This is a genomic window from Cellulosilyticum sp. (assembly GCF_982396655.1).
The window spans coordinates 47,865-67,721 of the sequence record NZ_CEVXFV010000013.1; the positions used below are offsets into that span (position 1 = coordinate 47,865).

Annotated in this window: 22 protein-coding genes; 6 read left to right on the forward strand and 16 right to left on the reverse strand. The window is 34.7% G+C overall.

Translation table 11 applies throughout. The features are described 5' to 3' along the window. The first annotated feature begins 77 nt into the window (after positions 1-77). Entirely contained in the window at positions 78-557 is a 480-nt protein-coding gene (locus tag AC1VAQ_RS07710; protein ID WP_302597276.1) for a staygreen family protein, read from the forward strand. 267 nt (positions 558-824) lie between these two features. Here AC1VAQ_RS07710 and AC1VAQ_RS07715 read toward each other — a convergent pair whose 3' ends face one another. The 4 genes from AC1VAQ_RS07715 to AC1VAQ_RS07730 form a co-directional block, all read right to left on the reverse strand. Next, positions 825-965, reverse strand: coding sequence for a FeoB-associated Cys-rich membrane protein (locus AC1VAQ_RS07715; protein WP_302597275.1), 141 nt, complete (start codon positions 963-965; stop codon positions 825-827). A gap of 63 nt (positions 966-1,028) precedes the next feature. Next, a complete protein-coding gene (gene feoB / locus AC1VAQ_RS07720) occupies positions 1,029-3,197 on the reverse strand; it encodes a ferrous iron transport protein B (RefSeq protein ID WP_302597274.1) in 2,169 nt (722 codons plus the stop codon). Positions 3,198-3,297: 100 nt separating this feature from the next. Continuing rightward, positions 3,298-3,519, reverse strand: a complete 222-nt coding sequence (locus tag AC1VAQ_RS07725; protein ID WP_302597273.1) for a FeoA family protein — start codon at positions 3,517-3,519, stop codon at positions 3,298-3,300. A gap of 26 nt (positions 3,520-3,545) precedes the next feature. Next, complete coding sequence (locus AC1VAQ_RS07730) at positions 3,546-3,755, reverse strand: FeoA family protein (protein WP_302597272.1); 210 nt, start codon at positions 3,753-3,755, stop codon at positions 3,546-3,548. A 218-nt stretch (positions 3,756-3,973) separates the two neighbouring features. On the opposite strand from AC1VAQ_RS07730, the gene AC1VAQ_RS07735 reads away from it, so the two are divergent. Then, positions 3,974-4,336, forward strand: a complete 363-nt coding sequence (locus tag AC1VAQ_RS07735; protein WP_302597271.1) for a metal-dependent transcriptional regulator — start codon at positions 3,974-3,976, stop codon at positions 4,334-4,336. A gap of 176 nt (positions 4,337-4,512) precedes the next feature. Here the strand turns inward: AC1VAQ_RS07735 and thiW are convergent, their stop codons facing one another. The 5 genes from thiW to AC1VAQ_RS07760 all read right to left on the reverse strand — a co-directional run bounded on the left by thiW (position 4,513) and on the right by AC1VAQ_RS07760 (position 8,921). Then, positions 4,513-5,052 (reverse strand): energy coupling factor transporter S component ThiW, encoded by a 540-nt coding sequence (gene thiW / locus AC1VAQ_RS07740; RefSeq protein ID WP_302597270.1) that lies wholly within the window; start codon positions 5,050-5,052, stop codon positions 4,513-4,515. Positions 5,053-5,147: 95 nt separating this feature from the next. After that, on the reverse strand, positions 5,148-7,385 hold the full coding sequence (locus AC1VAQ_RS07745) for an S-layer homology domain-containing protein (RefSeq protein WP_302597269.1): 2,238 nt from the start codon (positions 7,383-7,385) through the stop codon (positions 5,148-5,150). Positions 7,386-7,606: 221 nt separating this feature from the next. Further along, a complete protein-coding gene (locus tag AC1VAQ_RS07750) occupies positions 7,607-7,915 on the reverse strand; it encodes a hypothetical protein (protein ID WP_302597268.1) in 309 nt (102 codons plus the stop codon). A gap of 35 nt (positions 7,916-7,950) precedes the next feature. Then, complete coding sequence (locus AC1VAQ_RS07755) at positions 7,951-8,217, reverse strand: hypothetical protein (protein WP_302597267.1); 267 nt, start codon at positions 8,215-8,217, stop codon at positions 7,951-7,953. A 2-nt stretch (positions 8,218-8,219) separates the two neighbouring features. Continuing rightward, positions 8,220-8,921 carry a hypothetical protein gene (locus AC1VAQ_RS07760; RefSeq protein WP_302597266.1) on the reverse strand — a complete coding sequence of 234 codons (702 nt, stop codon included), beginning with the start codon at positions 8,919-8,921 and terminating at the stop codon, positions 8,220-8,222. Between the two features lie 176 nt (positions 8,922-9,097). Between AC1VAQ_RS07760 and AC1VAQ_RS07765 the strand changes: the two genes are divergently transcribed. Continuing rightward, complete coding sequence (locus AC1VAQ_RS07765; protein WP_302597265.1) at positions 9,098-9,832, forward strand: hypothetical protein; 735 nt, start codon at positions 9,098-9,100, stop codon at positions 9,830-9,832. 94 nt (positions 9,833-9,926) lie between these two features. On the opposite strand, the gene AC1VAQ_RS07770 is transcribed toward AC1VAQ_RS07765, so the two are convergent. The 4 genes from AC1VAQ_RS07770 to AC1VAQ_RS07785 all read right to left on the reverse strand — a co-directional run bounded on the left by AC1VAQ_RS07770 (position 9,927) and on the right by AC1VAQ_RS07785 (position 13,369). Further along, positions 9,927-10,079 carry a hypothetical protein gene (locus AC1VAQ_RS07770; protein ID WP_302597264.1) on the reverse strand — a complete coding sequence of 51 codons (153 nt, stop codon included), beginning with the start codon at positions 10,077-10,079 and terminating at the stop codon, positions 9,927-9,929. A gap of 223 nt (positions 10,080-10,302) precedes the next feature. After that, positions 10,303-11,334, reverse strand: a complete 1,032-nt coding sequence (locus tag AC1VAQ_RS07775) for a 3-deoxy-7-phosphoheptulonate synthase (protein ID WP_302597263.1) — start codon at positions 11,332-11,334, stop codon at positions 10,303-10,305. 676 nt (positions 11,335-12,010) lie between these two features. Next, the gene (locus AC1VAQ_RS07780) at positions 12,011-12,469 is read right to left on the reverse strand and encodes a ribonuclease H family protein (RefSeq protein ID WP_302597262.1); all 459 of its coding nucleotides are present in this window, start codon (positions 12,467-12,469) and stop codon (positions 12,011-12,013) included. 114 nt (positions 12,470-12,583) lie between these two features. Beyond that, positions 12,584-13,369 (reverse strand): pentapeptide repeat-containing protein, encoded by a 786-nt coding sequence (locus tag AC1VAQ_RS07785; protein ID WP_302597261.1) that lies wholly within the window; start codon positions 13,367-13,369, stop codon positions 12,584-12,586. Positions 13,370-13,706: 337 nt separating this feature from the next. Here AC1VAQ_RS07785 and AC1VAQ_RS07790 point away from each other — a divergent pair, with 337 nt between their 5' ends. After that, the gene (locus AC1VAQ_RS07790) at positions 13,707-13,829 is read left to right on the forward strand and encodes a hypothetical protein (protein ID WP_302597260.1); all 123 of its coding nucleotides are present in this window, start codon (positions 13,707-13,709) and stop codon (positions 13,827-13,829) included. A gap of 109 nt (positions 13,830-13,938) precedes the next feature. On the opposite strand, the gene AC1VAQ_RS07795 is transcribed toward AC1VAQ_RS07790, so the two are convergent. Further along, positions 13,939-15,837: a DUF6055 domain-containing protein gene (locus tag AC1VAQ_RS07795; RefSeq protein WP_302597259.1), complete on the reverse strand. Its 1,899-nt coding sequence runs from the start codon at positions 15,835-15,837 to the stop codon at positions 13,939-13,941. Between the two features lie 303 nt (positions 15,838-16,140). Here AC1VAQ_RS07795 and AC1VAQ_RS07800 point away from each other — a divergent pair, with 303 nt between their 5' ends. Both AC1VAQ_RS07800 and AC1VAQ_RS07805 read left to right on the forward strand, forming a co-directional pair. Next, positions 16,141-16,707 (forward strand): RNA polymerase sigma factor, encoded by a 567-nt coding sequence (locus AC1VAQ_RS07800; protein ID WP_302597258.1) that lies wholly within the window; start codon positions 16,141-16,143, stop codon positions 16,705-16,707. Continuing rightward, positions 16,708-17,595: a hypothetical protein gene (locus AC1VAQ_RS07805; RefSeq protein ID WP_302597257.1), complete on the forward strand. Its 888-nt coding sequence runs from the start codon at positions 16,708-16,710 to the stop codon at positions 17,593-17,595. It begins immediately after the preceding gene. A 487-nt stretch (positions 17,596-18,082) separates the two neighbouring features. On the opposite strand, the gene proC is transcribed toward AC1VAQ_RS07805, so the two are convergent. Together proC and AC1VAQ_RS07815 are read right to left on the reverse strand one after the other, a co-directional pair. Beyond that, positions 18,083-18,877: a pyrroline-5-carboxylate reductase gene (proC, locus tag AC1VAQ_RS07810; RefSeq protein WP_302597256.1), complete on the reverse strand. Its 795-nt coding sequence runs from the start codon at positions 18,875-18,877 to the stop codon at positions 18,083-18,085. Between the two features lie 256 nt (positions 18,878-19,133). Continuing rightward, positions 19,134-19,853, reverse strand: coding sequence for an alpha/beta hydrolase (locus AC1VAQ_RS07815; RefSeq protein ID WP_302597255.1), 720 nt, complete (start codon positions 19,851-19,853; stop codon positions 19,134-19,136). Positions 19,854-19,857 lie beyond the last annotated feature (4 nt).

Below are 19,857 nucleotides of genomic sequence, written 5' to 3' on the forward strand. Positions count from 1 at the left end.
TTAACCTTTCTGATATTTGACATCTTTTCTCTAACTTTACATATTCTATTATAGGCTCATATAATAGGATGATTCATATGCGTAATAAAAGAAATCGTCAAGTCTTTGTAGAGTATAGAGACAATGTCACTAAGACCCGTCCTCTAAAAAATCGTACTTATACTATGACACACTCTGATGAAACAGGTGATCTTTTTGTTGTAATAGGCCTTGACTATGCCACTGATAAAACTAACGAACTTCAAGACCAAGTGTATCTGAAATGGACTACATTAAATACTAAAGATTTACTTTATGGAGAAGTCTTAATCGATGGCAATGGCATAGAGGATAATTCTAAGCAGCGTTATAACATTTTCAAACGCGAAATGCCACTTGCCCTTCAGGCTATTTACATTGCTGATCAGCCCTTCTTTGATGCACATCCCGAACTTCTAGATACACCTATCCTTATTGACTTTAAATCTTCTAGTTCGCAGTATAATAAACTTTATTCCTATGGTGCTATTGGTAGCTATAATGCAGCCTCTAGATACAAAACAAAGTTATTTCATTAATAAATAAGTACAGTTAGCCTCTTCCTAACTGTACTTATTCCCTCTACTTACTCATCTATCTTTCGAGTTAGAAGCCAATGTACGCTCCTTTACAAATTTTGCATGGTTATACTACGCCTTAACCTAATGCCACATCTAATATCATCATAACTAAAAAACCAAACATTACACCAGCCGCAAAGCCTAATTTTACTCTCTTCCATTAATCTATACTACTAATCTATACTACTTTTAGCTATCCTATCATTTTTATCTACTTATTAAATCTTATTTATGGCAATGGCCACCACAGTGCTTACACTCACCGCCACACTGAATAGATTTACCTGCTTTTTTATCTTTAATCATACTTCTAATAATAAATCCTACTATAACTAATAAAATAATTCCTACTATTATTGTTCCCATATAAACCCTCCTAAAAATGAAACCTGTACTTCCTCTAAGAAAGTACAGGTTCTAATCATTATTTTATTTACCTATTGCTATATCTAATGTAGTGCTTTGTTTATGAGGTTTTGCAAGAAGATAAATAAATGCCACAATTAGTAAGAAAGCAACAGCTGTACCTATACCAAATGCTCCAGTTGTAATAAGTGTACCTATTTGGTAAACACATAAAGCTACAACATAAGCAAGTCCTGTTTGATAACCAATGGCGAACCAGAACCATTTTGCATTATTCATTTCTCTTTTGATAGCTCCCATTGCTGCAAAACAAGGTGCACATAAGAGGTTAAATACTAAGAATGAATATGCTGCTACCGCACTCATGCTTCCTGCAAGTGTTCCCCAAATTTCGCTGCCATCTTCTGCCACTTCTGCAAAGCCATATAAAATACCAAATGTACCTACTACATTTTCTTTTGCTACAAGCCCTGTAATCGCAGCTACTGCTGACTTCCAGTCTCCCCATCCCAGAGGAATGAATAACCAACTGATGCCATTTCCAAGAGCTGCTAAAATACTGTTTTCCATTTCCATATCTTCAAGCATTCTAAACTGACCATCAACCCATCCGAAGTAAGTCATAAACCAAATAATAATTGTTGAAAGAAGGATAATTGTACCAGCCTTTTTAATAAATGACCAACCACGTTCCCACATGCTTCTTAAAACATTACCTACTGTTGGCATATGATAAGCTGGAAGTTCCATAACAAATGGTGCTGGGTCTCCAGCAAACATTTTTGTTTTCTTTAAAATAATTCCTGAGCAAATGATTGCTGCAATTCCTACAAAATATGCACTTGGTGCTACCCACCATGCGCCATCAAATAATGCACCTGCAATCAGCGCAATGATAGGTAACTTTGCCCCACAAGGAATAAATGTTGTTGTCATAATTGTCATCTTGCGGTCTCTATCATTTTCAATTGTACGAGATGCCATAATACCTGGCACACCACAACCACTTCCAATAAGCATTGGAATAAATGATTTACCAGAAAGACCAAACTTACGGAAAATCCTATCCATAATGAAGGCTACCCTTGCCATGTATCCGCAAGCTTCTAAAAAAGCTAAGAAAATAAATAAGATTAACATCTGTGGTACGAAACCAAGTACAGCTCCTACCCCACCAACAATCCCATCTAGAATTAGTCCTTGTAACCAATCTGAACAACCTATAGCATTTAAGCCAGATTCAATAAGCACAGGAATACCTGGTATTTCTAAGCCAAATAAGCGCCATCCTTCGCCAAATACACCATCATTCGCCCAATCTGTAGCCCATGTTCCTACTGTTGTAACAGATACATAATAAACAAGGAACATAATTACTGCAAAAATAGGTAATGCCAACCATCTATTCGTTACAATTTGATCAATCTTATCAGATGTTGTAAGCTTTCCTTTATTTTTCTTCTTATAGCAGCTATCAATAATAGCAGAAATATAGTTGTAACGTTCATTAGTAATAATACTTTCTGTATCATCATCCATCTCATCTTCGATGAACTTAATCTCTTCTGATACATCTGGTACCTGCTTCATTTGACTTGCAATTTTATCATCATTTTCAAGTAATTTAATTGCAAAGAAACGGCGTTGTTCTTTCGGTACTTCATTTGCTATTTTATCTTCTATAGAATTTAAAATCCCCTCTACACGACTGTCAAACTTATGAACAATTTGTGCTGTATTTTTGTTTTGTGCTAACTTTACAGCTTTCTGAGCGGCTTCTTTAATTCCTGTTCCCTTTAGCGCTGATATAGAAACGACTTCACATCCTAACTTCTTACTTAGTTTATCAATATGTATTTTATCTCCCGTTTTTTCTAGGACATCCATCATATTTACTGCCATAATAACAGGAATACCTAGTTCCATTAACTGTGTTGATAAATAAAGATTTCTTTCAATATTAGTCCCATCAACAATATTGAGAATCACATCTGGTCTTTCACCAATAAGATAATTTCTCGCTACAACTTCCTCTAATGTATAAGGTGATAATGAATAAATACCTGGAAGGTCCATAATAATAACATCTTTATGACCTTTAAGCTTACCTTCTTTTTTTTCCACTGTAACTCCTGGCCAGTTTCCTACAAACTGATTTGATCCTGTCAGTGCATTAAATAACGTTGTTTTCCCACAGTTAGGATTACCTGCTAATGCAATCTTAATTGACATATGCGTCTCCTTTCGCCCATACGGCTTTGTTTGTTCTATCTAACTTTTATTTGCTATGCCTAACTATAGTTAGTATTTACTAACCCATAGTCAAAAAAATTTATTCCACTTCTATCATTTCCGCATCCATTTTTCTAAGTGATAGTTCATAGCCTCTTACCGTCACCTCAATAGGGTCTCCTAATGGTGCTACCTTTCTTACAAAGACTTCAACACCCTTTGTAATACCCATATCCATAATACGTCTTTTTACTGCACCTTCTCCAGTTAACTTCTTAACCTTAACTGTCTGGCCACATGGTATTTGTTTTAAAGTTTTCATTATCTACGCTCCTCCAATATTTCTATTTATACAAGTATCTTATTGGCCATTTCTTTATTAATAGCTACTCTTGATTCCTTAATATTTACAATCATATTCCCACTAATCTCAGACACAACTGTTACCATCCCACCTACAACAAAACCTAGGCTTTCAAGAAATTTCTTTGTTTCTTCTTTGCCACCTACTTTTTTTATCACATTAGGTTCACCTGCTTTTACCATTGTTAAAGGCATCCTATCATCTTCTTTCTATATAATTTAATAATGATTTTCATTTCTTTTACGCTTATATTATATTCTTAACTTTGTTTTTTTTCAATATGAAAATGATATTTTTTCTCAATTATTTTATAAACTTCAACTTTTTGTATTCTTACTGTATCTATGATATACTTACCTAAACCTTATAAATTAAGTATTTATTAATATTTTTATAAATGAGAGGTATTCCAATGAGTATAAATGAATCTGCAGAGAATTATCTTGAAACCATTTTAGTTTTAAGTAAGATTTATCCTGTTGTACGTTCTATAGATATTGCTAATGAATTAGGCTTTAGTAAACCTAGTGTAAGTGTTGCTATGAAAAACCTACGCGAAAAAAACTTCATTGTCGTTAGTGATGAAGGCTTTATTTCTTTAACGCCTAATGGCAAGGAAATTGCCGAAATGATTTATGAGAGACATACGCTACTCTCCTCTTGGCTACAAGGCCTTGGTGTTAGCAAAGAAGTGGCCGATCAAGATGCTTGTAAGATGGAACATGTCATTAGCAAGGAAAGCTTTGAAGCACTCAAAAAACATATACAAGGGTAAAAAGGTTAGGGTTTCGTAAAGTGCTAGCCACTGCTGATTAGTCTTCTAGGGGCATGGACACCCATTAGATTATGACGCAGCGGCTAGAGTTGGCACATTACGAAAAAGCTTGTTTAGGGAAATTAAAAGAAAACGATTAAAGGGAGTGCCGTGGCACTCCCTTTGTATTGTCAGTTTTATAAATATAGTTTTGATGTGTCGTAGGTTTTTGTACCTAAAGTTCTTTGAAATTTTACTAGATGACCTGTTTTTTTGAGGGCTACTAGAAAGATAAAGGCAATGCTGCCGCCTATAAGTGTTCCTCCTATGAAGGATGGCACATAAAAGAACCAGGTTAAACCTGTTCTTCCCCAAATCCAGGTCATGACTGGATAAGAAACAATTGCGCCTATGATGCCTGTGCCTATAATTTCTCCTATGACAGCTGCTATGATTTTTCCTTTTGAAACTTTATATAAAATCCCTGATAATAATGCGCCAAAGACAGCACCCGTAAGTGCTAGAGGTGGGATTCCCATAAAAAACATACGAATAAGGCCAATCAGCAAAGCACATAAAAAGGCATATAAAGGTCCTAATAATACAGCTGCTACCACATTAATGAAGTGCGCCATAGGGCACATGCCTTCTATTCTTAAAATAGGGGATATAACCACACCTACTGCCACCAACATTGCGAGCATTGTCATTTTTAAGACTGAATTTTTTCTCTCCACACTCTTTCTCCTTATGTTTTTTAATCATTCATGAATGATTTATTATAACATAATTTTCTAACATCTAAAAAACAGTATTTGGATTTATAAGCTTACTAGAAACCACCCTTAAAGCCAATGATTAAAGTAATAATAATCGCTGCTGTACATGCAATCATTGTAAGGATGACTTTGAATTTCTTAATAAATTTCCAAATGAGCCATAAAGCAAGACCTAATACAAGTACTGTTCCTAAAATAGAATATGTTTTTTGTGTTGGTGTCATTTCAACAACATTTTCACCTGGTGCTGTTTCATAAAGTAAGTTAAACAGTCCATATAAAACTTCTGCACTCTCAGCTTTTGTAATCTCAGCTTTCGGATTAAGGGTTCCACCTGCTGTTGTTAAACCACTTTGGACAGCTAAGGCAATATCATCTAACGCCCATTTGCCAATTTCATCAGTATCTGCAAATTTTAAGTAGTCTTCTGGATGTTCTGGGTAAACATACCCCTTTTTATCTGCAATCGTTCTTGCACATAAAGAAATTACTTGTTCTTTTAAGATTTTTGTATCGCCCTTAAATGTACCATCTGCAAACCCTTTAATAATCTCATAAGTTTCACCTGAAGCTACATATGGATAATACTGACTATCTGTTGGTACATCTGTAAAGCTCGCTTCTAGAGACGTATCTAAGGCAAAGAACATTTTTACAAGGGCTTCTGCAAACTCGTAACGTGTAAATGTATGTTCTGGATTGAAACGTTCATTTTCAAGTGTTAAGTAACCTTTAGATACCATAAATTTAATAGCTGATTGCTGACTACTTGGTAGTAGTGCGATATCTCTGATTTTTACATTGTTATCAATGACTTTATATGTTCCTGAATATTTTGTACCAAATGAAATGCTACTTGTAGCCCCTTCATATTGACCACCCCAGTTTTGTTCTTCATCACTTATTACTCTTACAACTGTCGTAAACTCATCTTTTGCTTTAAAAGCAAATGTAATGGTTTGATCTAGTTGTGGTATAATTTCATCTTGTTTTCCTAAGAAAGTAATTTCATAACTTTTCTTGTCTTGTAAGCGCTCAATTTTAATTTTAAGACCAGCAAGTGCATCAAGGTCTTCCCCGTTAATATACACATAGCTATTTTCATCAATAACCACGCGAAGCCCACTCACTTCTCCTAAATCCTCAAAGCTATCAGGAAGCTGAATGTAAATAGGCTTTTTAAAGCTTGTTTCTTCTGTTTGCAATTTTAAAACAGTATTAAGGCTCTTATTAAAACTAATATCATTTTCACTTAAAAGATTATCAAATTTATCTTTAGCCGTTGTCATAGCTTCTTTCATTTGTGTTAAGAGCTCTGCTTTGACATCAATCGTATTGTCTTCTGCTACAGTTGATGTTGAAGATAAATCTTCAATTGCATATTGTACATATTGTGTTACTTCACTTTTACCAGCATCATTGATTGGCGCAGCATTAAGATCAGCTGCATTCTCATTGTTGCTACTTGCATTATTTCCGCTAGTAATATTTTCGCCTTTGAGTTCATTAATAGCTTCATCTAAATAGTTTACGTACTCATCGACACCTTCGAAATTACGTACCTTTTTATACTCAATTGCCACGTTACTTTCTGCTTGTTCTTCTTTCTTATATAAAGCTACTTCATCACTTGTTAAAACCTGCTCACTTGGATAAATAGCCTGTGTCACAAAGTAATTACCATTTTCTTCTCTTAATACCAACTCAAAAATATCTTGCGCTGGATAACTTTCTCTTTGTGATTCTGACCATTTTTCTGCTAACGCTAATTTCCCATCAGATGGTGCTGACCATCCTAATATGTAATATTGATTGTCTCCAAGTTCATAAATACTACTAATTTGATATTGAAGAGAATCGTCATCAAAATAATCATTTTCATTAATCTGTTTAAGCCATTTTTTCTTCTGACTTGAACGAAGTTTAGCATAAACATCATTCATACCATCTGCTACAAAAGCAGTATTGGCAGCTGCTAATTTGCTTTCAACTACTGCAGCCTGTTCTTTAGTTTCCGTGCTAATTGCAACCTCTGCATTATCCTCTGTCTGAGTAGGCTCAGACCCTTCTACAGCTACATTATCTGCAACAAGATTAGTGTCCTCACTTGCCTCTTCATTTGTTTCATTAGTTTCACTAACTTGAGCCACCTCTGTCTCTGGTGCTATTTCACCTTGTACCTTATTGCTTTCGCTTACAATTTGATTGGTTCGCTCTTGTGTGAGGTTATAACCCACACCACCAATCAAACCAAGGGCAACAATCGTTGCCAATATTTTCGACATTTTCATTTTGCACCTCCATAGGTTGTCATTTTTTCGTTTTATATTATATTTTTATCCCCTGCCTAAGCTACTATATTTAAATATAGCCATTCCATTATATAACATATTAGATATGAATCAAGTTAAACTTTGATTACATCCTTATATAGGTTTAAATATAAAGTATATAAGTATAAGATTAAAAGTAGCCTTGACACAATGCCTTGGCTACTCTTCTATTCTTCTGCTTATTTTTTGTACTTTAAATAAACCATAATGCCACAGATAATATAAAATATCAAAAGCATAATACCTATAGGCGTTTCCTTCACAATTTGTCCAGTGTCCTGTGTTCCCATATAAATCAAATGTACGGCAGGCAATGCACCTATTAAGGCACCCCAAAAGTGAGCTCTGCTTAGCACAAAACCACTTATCCACAATAATACAATCCACAAAATAACAACAGGTGAAACTGCAAGACCACCTAAAAATGCTACTGCCCCATAAAAAATAACAGCTACAAAAAATGGCATATAAAACAAAATTTTCTTCATACCTATCTCCTATTATATTGATGAACATCTACACCTTAACGGCAGTTCCCGATTAGAAATGCTGCTGCTTCTATCATACAAATAGATGTCACAAAATATAAAATCATATTTTCGTCCAGTATTTCCCACTGTGGGAACTTATAATTAATCACTATGGTTGCTATATACCAGATAAAATACTTAACACCTAGTATCCTTGTTTCTTTTCGATTTAAATCATCCTTCTGCATAACTACAGCAGTTGCAAATATCAGAAATACTCCTCCACACAATATCCCCCAAGGCGTTGTAAATAGACTCACCATCATTCTTCTCCTACAAACATGCTATACATTACACGTTGATTCTGATCATCATACTTAAATTGTAATTTAAGCCTATTTGGATAAGCACAATTTAATAAGTAAATATTATATTTCTCTTTATCGACTTCCTCCATATAAGCTATATGCGCTATTTCTTCCTTACTTTTTTCATATTCATTTATAGGCAACTTCCAAGAAGCTTCTATTTTCCCTTCACTTACTAATAAGGTACTATATCCTTCATAAATATACACTACTTCAGTTGCTTCCTTAGGTATTTCTGTAGGGAAGAACTGCTTGTAAATAGGTGCATACCTCTCCATATCTTCATTTGTCATTAAATATGCTTTAGGATTGTTTGTATAATCTCTTATAGGTGGTATTACAACTATTAAAATCCCAATGCTTCCTAGACTTATCACCCATAAAATCATCACTATTACTACATTTATGACATGTTTTCCTAAAGATTGTTGCTCCTCTTTATTTAAGGATAGTAATCTTAATACACTATATAAACCTGGCAAGATGCCTAGCACTCCCAGACCTATATAAGAATATACTCCCACCTGTCCAAAATATATTTTAGGCACCGTTAAACCATACATCCACTTGCATGTAAAATATGTAGCTATTAACACTGCAATATTAATAACTACCATAATCCTATACCCGTTTACCTTTACTCTAACTTGATTCATTTTCTCCCCCAGATTTTGTCTTTATAAATTAATATAGTGTTTCTTTTTCATCCTATCAGTCCTTCGCTTTATATTATCATATTTTTCAACTATAATATATTACAATTAGATTACTTTAATAATTCTAATTTTAGGTTCATGAAAGAAAATAGTATCTATAAGAAATGAGGGAGAAAATGAAGAAAACACTTCGGCAAATTAAAACATATATCAAATCGCATACCTGGCTGCAATATAGTTTAATCTGGATAGGGCTACTCATCATAAGTGCATTAGGGCTAAATGATAATTATCATACTTTATCATGGCTTAATCGGATATTTCCACCTTTTAAGCATGAAGACATGACCTTCTTTACAGGAACAATCATTCTTATAATTGTCATTTATAACTTATTTAGAGCTTTTTATTATACGACCGGGAATTATTTGTTTAATAAAGGCTGGAAGTGTTTTATCTGTACATTAATTTTCGTGAATCTATTAAGTGGCATTAATGCACCAGTCATTCAAAAAATAAGAGGACTTCAATCTGGTTTAAACGCTATTTATTTAGATAGAAATAAGATGTTTGGCATTAATTTATATGATATTTCAGTAGGAAAAGAAAAAATGTATCGATCAGAAGGTTCTATCCGACTAAAAAACTGTTCTGATGAAACAGTAGGCCCATTTAAAATAACAGTCACCCTAGCTCAAGATGAAAATCATCCTAGTGGCAGCTTTACATGTGACTACCCTTATGAATTAGCACCAAAGGAACAAAAATATATTCATTTAAACTATGAGGGCCCATTAACTGATTTGGTAGAAAATGGTGTGTATGATTATGATAAGGCCTATATTATTTCTGACGGCCTTCAAATAATGCTCTGGGATGAAAATCAGCAGGTTACCTTTTATTCTGAGTAAGATAAGTATCTCATAACACATATTATAAAAAGAGCTGGGCGAAATCATTCCCCAGCTTCTTCATACTTGTTAAATTTCTTTACCTCTCCATTTTTTAACTTAATACTTGTCTTGACCCCTTCCTCTTGTTGAACTTTCCTTTCCCCATTAATGTGACACCTAATGGTGAAACTTCAGCTTCTTCTATATGCCAGTTTTCCACTTGTATATTACATGGCACATTATTGGTCTGTGGACCTGCTGTCAAATCAACAGCTACCTGCTATTAATATGAATTTTACTTTTTACCTCTTGTGTAAAATCATGTTCAGGCGTTTTTATTGTCTTTAAAGCTTTTTTAATAGCTTTTTTCATAAGCCTTAATAAAGCTAATCTACACAATATCCTTTGCCTTTTCATAAAAAAAGAGCATATGAGCTGATGACTTTCATCATTAACTCACATGTTCTTTCTCACTCCCTTAGTTTTTATTAGCAGCGGTCTGCAATTCTATAAAGAAGTTCTTCTGTATCTTTCCAACCAAGACATGGGTCTGTAATAGATTTCCCATACACTTGATTTGGACCAATTTTTTGAGTGCCTTCTTCAATGTAGCTTTCAATCATAACACCTTTAATTACTTTTCTAAGGTCATTATTGTATTCTCTACTATGAAGAATTTCATTGACAATACGAATTTGTTCTTTAAATTGTTTACCTGAATTAGCATGGTTAGCATCAACAATAGCTGCTGGGTTTTTAAGGTCTAATTTATTGTACATGTCTAACATAAGCATTAAATCTTCGTAATGATAGTTAGGGATTGATACCCCTCTTTTATTGACAGCACCACGTAAAATAACGTGTGCAAGTTCATTCCCATCTGTTGTTACATCCCAACCACGGTAAATGAAGTTATGAGATTTTTGTGCTGCAATAATAGAGTTGAACATAACCGACAAATCCCCACTTGTAGGATTTTTCATGCCTACTGGTATGTCCATACCACTTGCAGTCAATCTATGTTGTTGGTTTTCTACTGAACGTGCACCAACTGCTTCATATGATAAAATATCATCTAAATATCTACGGTTTTCTGGATAAAGCATTTCATCAGCTGCTGTAAGTCCAGTTTCTTCAATGGCGCGTACATGCATTTTGCGAATTGCAATGATCCCTTCTAATAAGTCTGGTGCTTTATTAGGGTCTGGCTGATGAAGCATTCCTTTATAACCTTCACCTGTTGTTCTTGGTTTGTTTGTATAAATTCTAGGGATAATTACTAATTTATCAGATACCTGTTCATTAACCCTTGCAAGTCTGCTGACATAATCACATACTGCATCTTCATTATCTGCAGAACAAGGTCCTACAATAACCACAAATTTATCAGATTCTCCTGTAAATACTTTTCTAATCTCCGCATCTCTAGCTGCTTTGATTTCTGCTACCTTTTGTGAAATAGGGTATTGCGCTTTGACTTCCATAGGAATTGGAAGCTTTTCTTTAAAATTCATTCCCATTTTTATTGCCCTTCTTTCTTTAAATTATATATAACTTTTAAATATAATCCAATTATATTTAAATTATGCTATCAATTTTGCATGTAAAATCCAACACTTATTTTACACCATTTTTCCCCTTTTTTAATATGTATTCCTCAATAATTGTTTTTTTTATTTTAGTCTCAAACTCGAATTTTATCAACTATAATATAAAATTTTATTTTTTTGCACAAAATTTATTTTCTTCTAAGTATATTTTCAAGCAATTCTCTACTATAGATTTCACATTTATAAATTTTAGTTATTCATAGGTTTTAGCAATGTGAAATCATTAGGAGAAAACCATTTACGTGCATGTATATTTCAAGTTTTTAGTTGGTTTCTCTATATAGATTTCACATTTATAAATTTTAGTTATTCATGATTTTTAGTCATGTGAAATCATTGAGAGAACCCGATTTACCTACATGTATCTTTCAAGGTTTTAGTTGGTTTCTCTATATAGATTTCACACTTATAAATTTTAGTTATTCATGATTTTTAATCATGTAAAATCTCATTTTTACCATATTGCTTCTTTATCATAAGCCTTGACGTATTCTACTTGCTTACTTCTCCAAAAAAGTGCTGCCTGCAACACTTTCTTTATTTTATAGCAATAAAAAAACACCTATTGATTAGGTGCTTTTTATTGCTATTTTGCCAAAAGCTCATCCATTGCCATATTCACTAGGGCATCTACTCTTATATTACCGCTAACATCTGCATGTCCCTTTACCTTAATAAATTTAATATCTGAGCATTCTTTGACTAACTGATCCATTTCTATCCACAGTTCTTTGTTTTCAACAGGTTCTTTTTTAGAATTTATCCACCCTTTTTTCTTCCAGCTGTGAATCCATGAAGTAATGCCATTGATACAGTATGCCGAATCACTATGCACACGAATTGGAAGCTTTTTATTTTTGATTGCTTTAAGCGCTTCTATGATTGCTGTCATTTCCATTTGATTATTCGTAGCACCATACATTGCACCTTTATCTTCTTTGTGGTGCTCGCCATAGCTTAATGTATATGCCCAAGCTGAGACACAATCATCTTTTCCATTGCCTCTAGCGCCTCCGTCTGTATAGACAATAATCTCTTTTTCCATCATACCCTCCATTTAAATCATGCTGATAAAGCCTAAGGCTGTATTACCAACTCAAATTTTGAGTTCAAATTTTGAGTTCAAATTTTGAGTTCAACATTTGAGTTTATTTATTTCTTAGATTAAGCCTTCTGCCTCATGTTTTGCCAAGAACTTAATAAGGTAGCTTAATGTGCAAAAATCATTAGCAATTTTATTTTTCATAAGCTTAAAGCCTTTTATTAAAGTCTTTTCATCAAATTGCTCTAATAAGCGCATAATACTTAAAGTATTGATTTTGCCTTCTTTTGTATCAAGTACACGAGAAGCCTTCACATATTGATTCATCATGGCTTCATCCACAGCACTTTTAAGCTCTTCACTCATTTCTAGCTCTGGTAAAGTCTCATATACTTTAATATTAACACTAATGGCATTAAGATTTTTTGCTTTTGACACATCTGTTCCTACAAAAATTGTATTTCTAAAAATTGCGCCTGCAAAATCCGCACCATCTAAATTAACGCCTTCGAAGATTACATCTTCAAATCTAGCTTTTTTAAAACGACTTTTCTTAAGGTTTGTCCCCACGAACTCGGCTGCTTTAAAAGAAGCACCATAAAAGTTACAAGATTTAAAATGTGCTCCCCTGAAACTTGTAAAATCAAAATTTGATTCTGAAAAATCACAGTCATAACAATGACTTCTTTTTAAATCTTTATACATAAAGTTTTTATTAATCTTTTGTGCATTTTTTAAGTTAAGTCCTGACTCAACTCTTTTCTTAGGTGCTTTTTTAGCCCCTCCATTACCAGCTTTTTTCATGCCTGTGTTTTGTACTTTCTTATTTTCTGTGCCTGCTACTTGTATTTTTGCACTTGCTTCACGCTTTGGTGTTTCCTTAAATCTAAATATTGTATCCATACTTCCTCCATCTGACCTTTGTCATGCTTCTTTCCACATAGTATAGAGTATTTCCTTTAAAGTCAATAGCTTACCTCAATACGCAACGCGCATCCCTTCTCTAGCAATGTATCCAAAGCTTGTTCCTTGGTTATTGTTAATTTTTAATGCTTATGTTTATGGTATGTATTTTTTCCTTTAAAATTATACAATCTATACCGCTAAAACCCTTGATATTCTTTAAAAGTCAATAGATTAATTTTTTTTAGGGGTAAGGGCTTGAATTCTACCTTAATAAGACTATAATGTAGTTATCAACTTTTAGAAGCTGAAATCTTCATCAAAGGAGGTCCTTGTCATGTCTCATAAGAAGTCTATCAACAAACGTTTAGCAGCAAGCAAGGTTTCTACTGATGCAGCTACAGAAGCTACTTCAAGTAAACAGGCCACTAATGGCTCAAAAAGCAAGAAATCAAGATAATGTTAAATCTAATATTATCAAACCAGGAACAAGCGGGCGTTATACTCTAGTAAACTAGTGTATAACGCCCGCTTGCGTGATATCTTATATTGATATAGTGATTATTGTTCTATGGCTCAATTCCCCATATAAGATCACCATTTGAATAAAGTGTCACCTTAGACCATTCCTCATAACTGGTACTACCTGGTTTAAATGAATAATCCCCTTCTTGTACATAATTACTCCAGTTATCTCTCGCGATACGTGTATTAATATACACAACGCCACCAGGTGCAATTTCTCCAGCTTTAAAAGTAAGAGAAACATAATTGTCTGCTGATGCTGTAGCATTCATATCCACAAAGTTTGCGGCTATATTCTCACTTCCTATATTCGACCAGTCACACCAAAGATTTTGATGCACATCTTCGTCCTTTGTATAATAATAACGTAGTTCTAAATCAGTCATCATAATAGCTGTGTCACCAGTATTAGTCAATCTAAACATTGGTGCAATCGTATTACTGTTACTACTTTGGTTATTACTATACATCTCAACCTTCACTTGTCCCTTTATAGCTTCTTGCCCATTATTATCATCCGTACTACCGCTATTGTCTCCTGTGCTTCCACCTTGGTTATCTCCGGTATTGCCGCTATTATCGCCTTCATTTCCAGTTTCATTACTTGTTGTTACTTGCACTTCATAAGGATACTTCGTTCCCACTGCATTTTCATCAAAGACTTCTAAATTTTTCATTTCATCTGGCGTTGCACATACTACTAAATAAACTTTTTCTTCATCTCCTTGAAGCATTAAGCTATTTTCTCCACTATTCCACATAGAAGAATATCTCGTTTCACCTTGCTTTGTTTTGGCTACAATACTTACACGCCAATCGGCCCCTTGCACACTAGTATCTCCTTTAAAGTTCACATTAACCTTCTTGCTATTAAGGTCTACATTTAATGGAATAATATTATAACCACCTTGTTGTGGTGCTCTGCTGTCACTCACACGAAGCCAGCCATTTCCTTGATCTTGAAGCGTTGTATAAATCTTATTATAATTGCTGCTATCTGCTAAAAGTTCATTTAAGTATTTGAGATAATTTTCTTGTCTGCTATAATCCATGGTTACCATACGTCTTGCATAGCCGCCTAAAATATCCTTAATAGACACGCCTGACAGCTTCTCTAATACCTGAAACATATTGCCGCTTTCACTGCTATGTACTAAGTTTTGCATGAGCTGCAATCCTAATCCATTCATATTATCAGGATTTTCTGTAGCATATAACAAAATGGCCCAATCATCATACCAATTCTTTAAATGTGGGAAATATAAATCTGAATTCAATACAACTGGTGCAAAGAAATCTGATTCTGGTCCATAAACGTTATTGCCATATTTATAATAACTGCTGCCTAAATATTGATCTCTATACCAGTTTGCCATAGACTCATACCATTCACCAGGTACACTGCCCCCTTGATGATAAGTTACCACATGAGCATATTCATGAGGCACAACCCAACTTGGTGGATCTACCCTCATTGCACCTGGCGCCATAACAATATAGCCAAAGCTATCTTTATCTACAGACATATATGCCCAATCAGTCTCAATTTTATCAAGCCCTGTAGCTGCAATATAAATATTGGTCTTATATTTTCCATCTCCAAAATACGGATTCATAGAAACCCCTGGATCATCCATTCCCAACTCATTCATATAAAAGCTTCTAATATTCTCTAGATTCTCTAAGTTTCCTTGTACAAATGCCCTATTCACAGTTCCTGTGGTATCTTCATTTCCCCATATAATCTGAAAATGCTCAGATTCCATGCGATTTACAGAAGTATCATTTAAATCATATACCGGATCCCGTGTAATATAACTTTGTCCTGCATAAAGCGTACGCTCTTTCTCTACAGTTAAATTACTTTCAGCCCCATAAACTACTGTACTCCCACCAGTAATAGCTATAGCCAGTGCAAGTAATGCCACCATTTTCCTATTCATAGATATCCTCCTTTATGAAATAAGGCAACTTCCATCCCATAATTAACTCAAATTTTGAGCTAAACACACTTCATGAAGTCTCCCTCTTCCTTACAAATATTTAAGATAAAATATTTAAGTTCACTATAAAAGTTTTTTAGTTTTTCTTCAATCCTCTTTGCCTATAATGTGTGCATTGCTGTCCCATTTTGTGTCCCTTTGTCCACTTACCCAGGGCTATATCACCCTAATCTAAATACTATTAAAAATATTTTGTTACATTTGATATACTTTTACATATACAAAGTGAAAGGAGGTTTTAAATTGACTAGTCAAAAAAAGAAAAAACTAGATAAGCTCTTTACCACTTTTTGTGAAACTTATCACCCTAAAGTATTTAAATACCTTTATTTTGCCACCTCTAATGAGGTCGTTGCAAAGGATTTAACACAGGATACCTTTATGATTATTTACGATAAAATGGAGCAACTTGAAACCCATCCTAATCCTGGTGGCTTCATCTTTCAAACAGCCAAATATACCTTAGCGAATTATAAACGCCAGCTTCATAAGAAAGCATCCTATGAAAGCATATTAGAGGCAGCTATCTTGCCTAGTGTCCCTGATGCCGCTAGTGCCTTAGCCTATGACCTAGATATGCATATTAATGAAGATTTATATATAGAAGAAGCACTTTCTTGCCTTACTGACGAAAAACGGCTTCTTTATCAACTTCACTACATAGAAGGCTTAAACTACAAAGAAATTGCTCAGCGTCTTAACATACATGAAGTCACCTTGCGCATGAAATACGTACGTCTCCGACGTGAAGTGCAAAAAAATATTCATCATATTGCACTCACTCATTTTGACCAGTTAGGAGGGATTTAAATGCTACCAAAAGACTTAGAAGACAAATTAAACAACGCTATTGATGAAATGGATATGACAACACTCTCTGCTCTTTTAGACGAAATTGAAACATCCACTTCTCATCCACCATCTTTAGAAGACAGCACGCTCTTTGCAAAACGTATTATTAAATCAAAAAATACATCTATACCGAAAGGACCTGATTCTATGAAATTAAAGAAACATCATGCACTTATTGCCAGTATTGCCCTCATATGTGTTACTAGCACAACTGTACTTTACGCCACTGGTGCTTTTAATAAACTAACAATTTTTAGGGATGATGCCACCTATAAAATCTCTAGCGACACCCCACTTACAGATAAAGAAGTAAATGAACTTATCGACAGCATGGCAGATACACCTACTTCTTCAGATGAAGAAAATATTGTTAATGTCGAAGACTTCACCCATACTTATGAAAGCCTAGAAGATGCCTCAAAAGACCTTAATGTCCCTCTCATCATCCCTACAGTGCTTCCAAAAGGCTTCACACTTTCAAAAGAAGTCTATGCCGAGACTTATGAAGTCACTCCAGGCCACCCTAGTTCTAATATCTACCTCAGCTTTGACAACTCAGCTCAAGATCCTACTTTAGATGAACACAAACAACAAATCTTTGGCATATCTGTTTGTTATGAAGACAAAACAGATGTCAGCCAAAGCATCCTCAAAACCGACCTGATCTATGACCATACTTACACAAATGCCTTAGGAGATACCTATACCATCTACACCGACGAAGGCGGCATCATCGCTAACATCACTATCGGCGATATCGACTACACTCTCTGCTTCATGAATATTCCAGACCAAGAAATCTACAATACCCTCGACCACACCGACCTTAGCATCTATAAAAACTAACCTAAAAAGAAGCTATTGCATTAACACTTATTAATACAATAGCTTCTTCTCTTTTCCCTAACTATTACCAGATATTTAACCTAGTAACCAATTTTCTTCTCTGCTCTTACAATATTGCTTGATAGATATTTATGATGCAATAAACCGAGCACAACAATTTGTTGATAGTCTTAGCGAAGAGGCTCAAAGCGGTTTTATCCTAATAAATAGGCCGAGCTTAATTCTCTCTCTCCTCTAAATATTGCTCGGTAGGCAACTGAAAAGTAGTTGGTGAGTGGCACCCCTGCTAGTCTGCCTTCGGAATAATTTGTTGTGCCTCTTAGTGAAGAGATGCAAAGGTTTTTAGCGGTGCTGTCTGAGCGTAGCGAGTTCACCGCGTTCTTTGAATCTCAAACTTAGAGGCACACAAATTATGGAGAGAGCAGCTAGCAGGGGTGCCACTCACCAACAGCCCTTTTCAATCCCCCTACCAAGCACCCTATATTTTCTACATTCCTTTCGCCTTTGCTGTACATCCTTTCACTGCTTCAAATACAGCACTTCTAAATCCTTTTTCTTCTAATATACGTACAGCTTCAATAGTTGTCCCACCAGGTGAACATACCATATCTTTTAACTCACCAGGATGTTTACCTGTTTCAAGTACCATTTTTGCACTTCCCATAACTGTTTGTGCTGCAAATTCATAAGCTTGCTTACGAGGCATGCCATCTGCTACTGCCGCATCTGCCATGGCTTCAATAAACATATATACATACGCTGGTGAACTACCACTAACTCCTACTACAGCGTCCATTAAGTTTTCACCTATTACTTCTACTTTACCAAAGCCTCTTAAAATATTACATACATACTCAAGTTCTTCTTTTGTAACCTGTGAATTTGCACAAGCTGCTGTCATGCCTTCTCCTACAAGTGCAGGTGTATTAGGCATTGTACGTACTATTTTTAATGACTTTCCAAATAAATCTTCAAGTCTCTCAAGTGTTTGACCTGGTGCAATAGTAATAATTATTTTACTTTCATCTACGTATTCTCTGATTTCTTTAATCACAGTTTCATAATATTGAGGTTTTACAGAAAGAACAATTACCCCTGCTTTTTGTGCTACTTCCTTATTGTCTGTTGTTACACAAACGCCTAAACTTTCTTTGACTCCTTCTAATGAAGCTGCAAAAGCATCCGATGCTATCACCTCTTCTTTTGTAAAAATACCATGTGAAATAATGCCGCCCATCATAGCTTTTGCCATGTTACCAGCACCAATAAAACCGATTTTCATTCCCTCATCTCCTATACTTTATTTTACCTTTATGAAGCGCCTCTTTTATACAACCTATGCTTCTTCCAAAGTTTCTACTTCTATAGTAAAACGAAACCTCTTAGATTTCTACCCAAAATACTATATATTCTTAATTTCTTGCGTAAATATAATTAATCTGACTTATAAACTGCCATAAGCCATTAAATTTTAAGTGCTAAAATAACTAAAAGTGCTACAACGAAACCATATAACATCTTTCGTTGCAGCACTTTATTTAATTACAAAACCACTGAATGGCCCTTTGATAACGTTCTACTAGATAATTATGATGCCCACCTTGATCAAAGTAAGTCGTAAAGTGTTCTGGTGATTTTACCTTTTCTTCAAGACTCTTCATAATGGCATGTGTACACAAAGCCGCATCTTTTAAAATATTTGTTTTTCCTGCACCTTCATTTTCTCCTGAAGACATATAAAGTTTCACTTCTTTGTTAGCTAACTGACTCGTCTGTACAAACTGGGTTAAATTTGGATACCAGCTTGAGCCTGAAACTGAAGCAATTTTAGTGAATGTTGCTTCAGTAAACGCTGTATAAATAGCAAATAATCCACCTAGAGAATATCCCATAAGCCCTATATTCTCTTTATCAACCCTATAGTTTTCTTCTATATATGGCATTAATTCTTCTGTTAGAAATGCAAGATATTCTTTGGCATTTCCACCAAACGCTACGAATCTAGGTGCAATACCTTCCTGTTTCCATGGTGTATATTCATTTTGTCTTTCCTTAGCATAAATACCTACGGCTATAAACGGTTTCATTTCACCCTTAAGTACCTTTTCTTCTAAAGGTGCAATGATTTTGTCCCAAATCTTCTCTACTTCTAAGCCGTCTAACATGTACAAAATAGGCAACGCTACATCCCGCTCATGATGTGGTGCTACATATATAAAGACTTCATGTGCTTTCACTGTTTCCTTAATGATTTTCATCTTC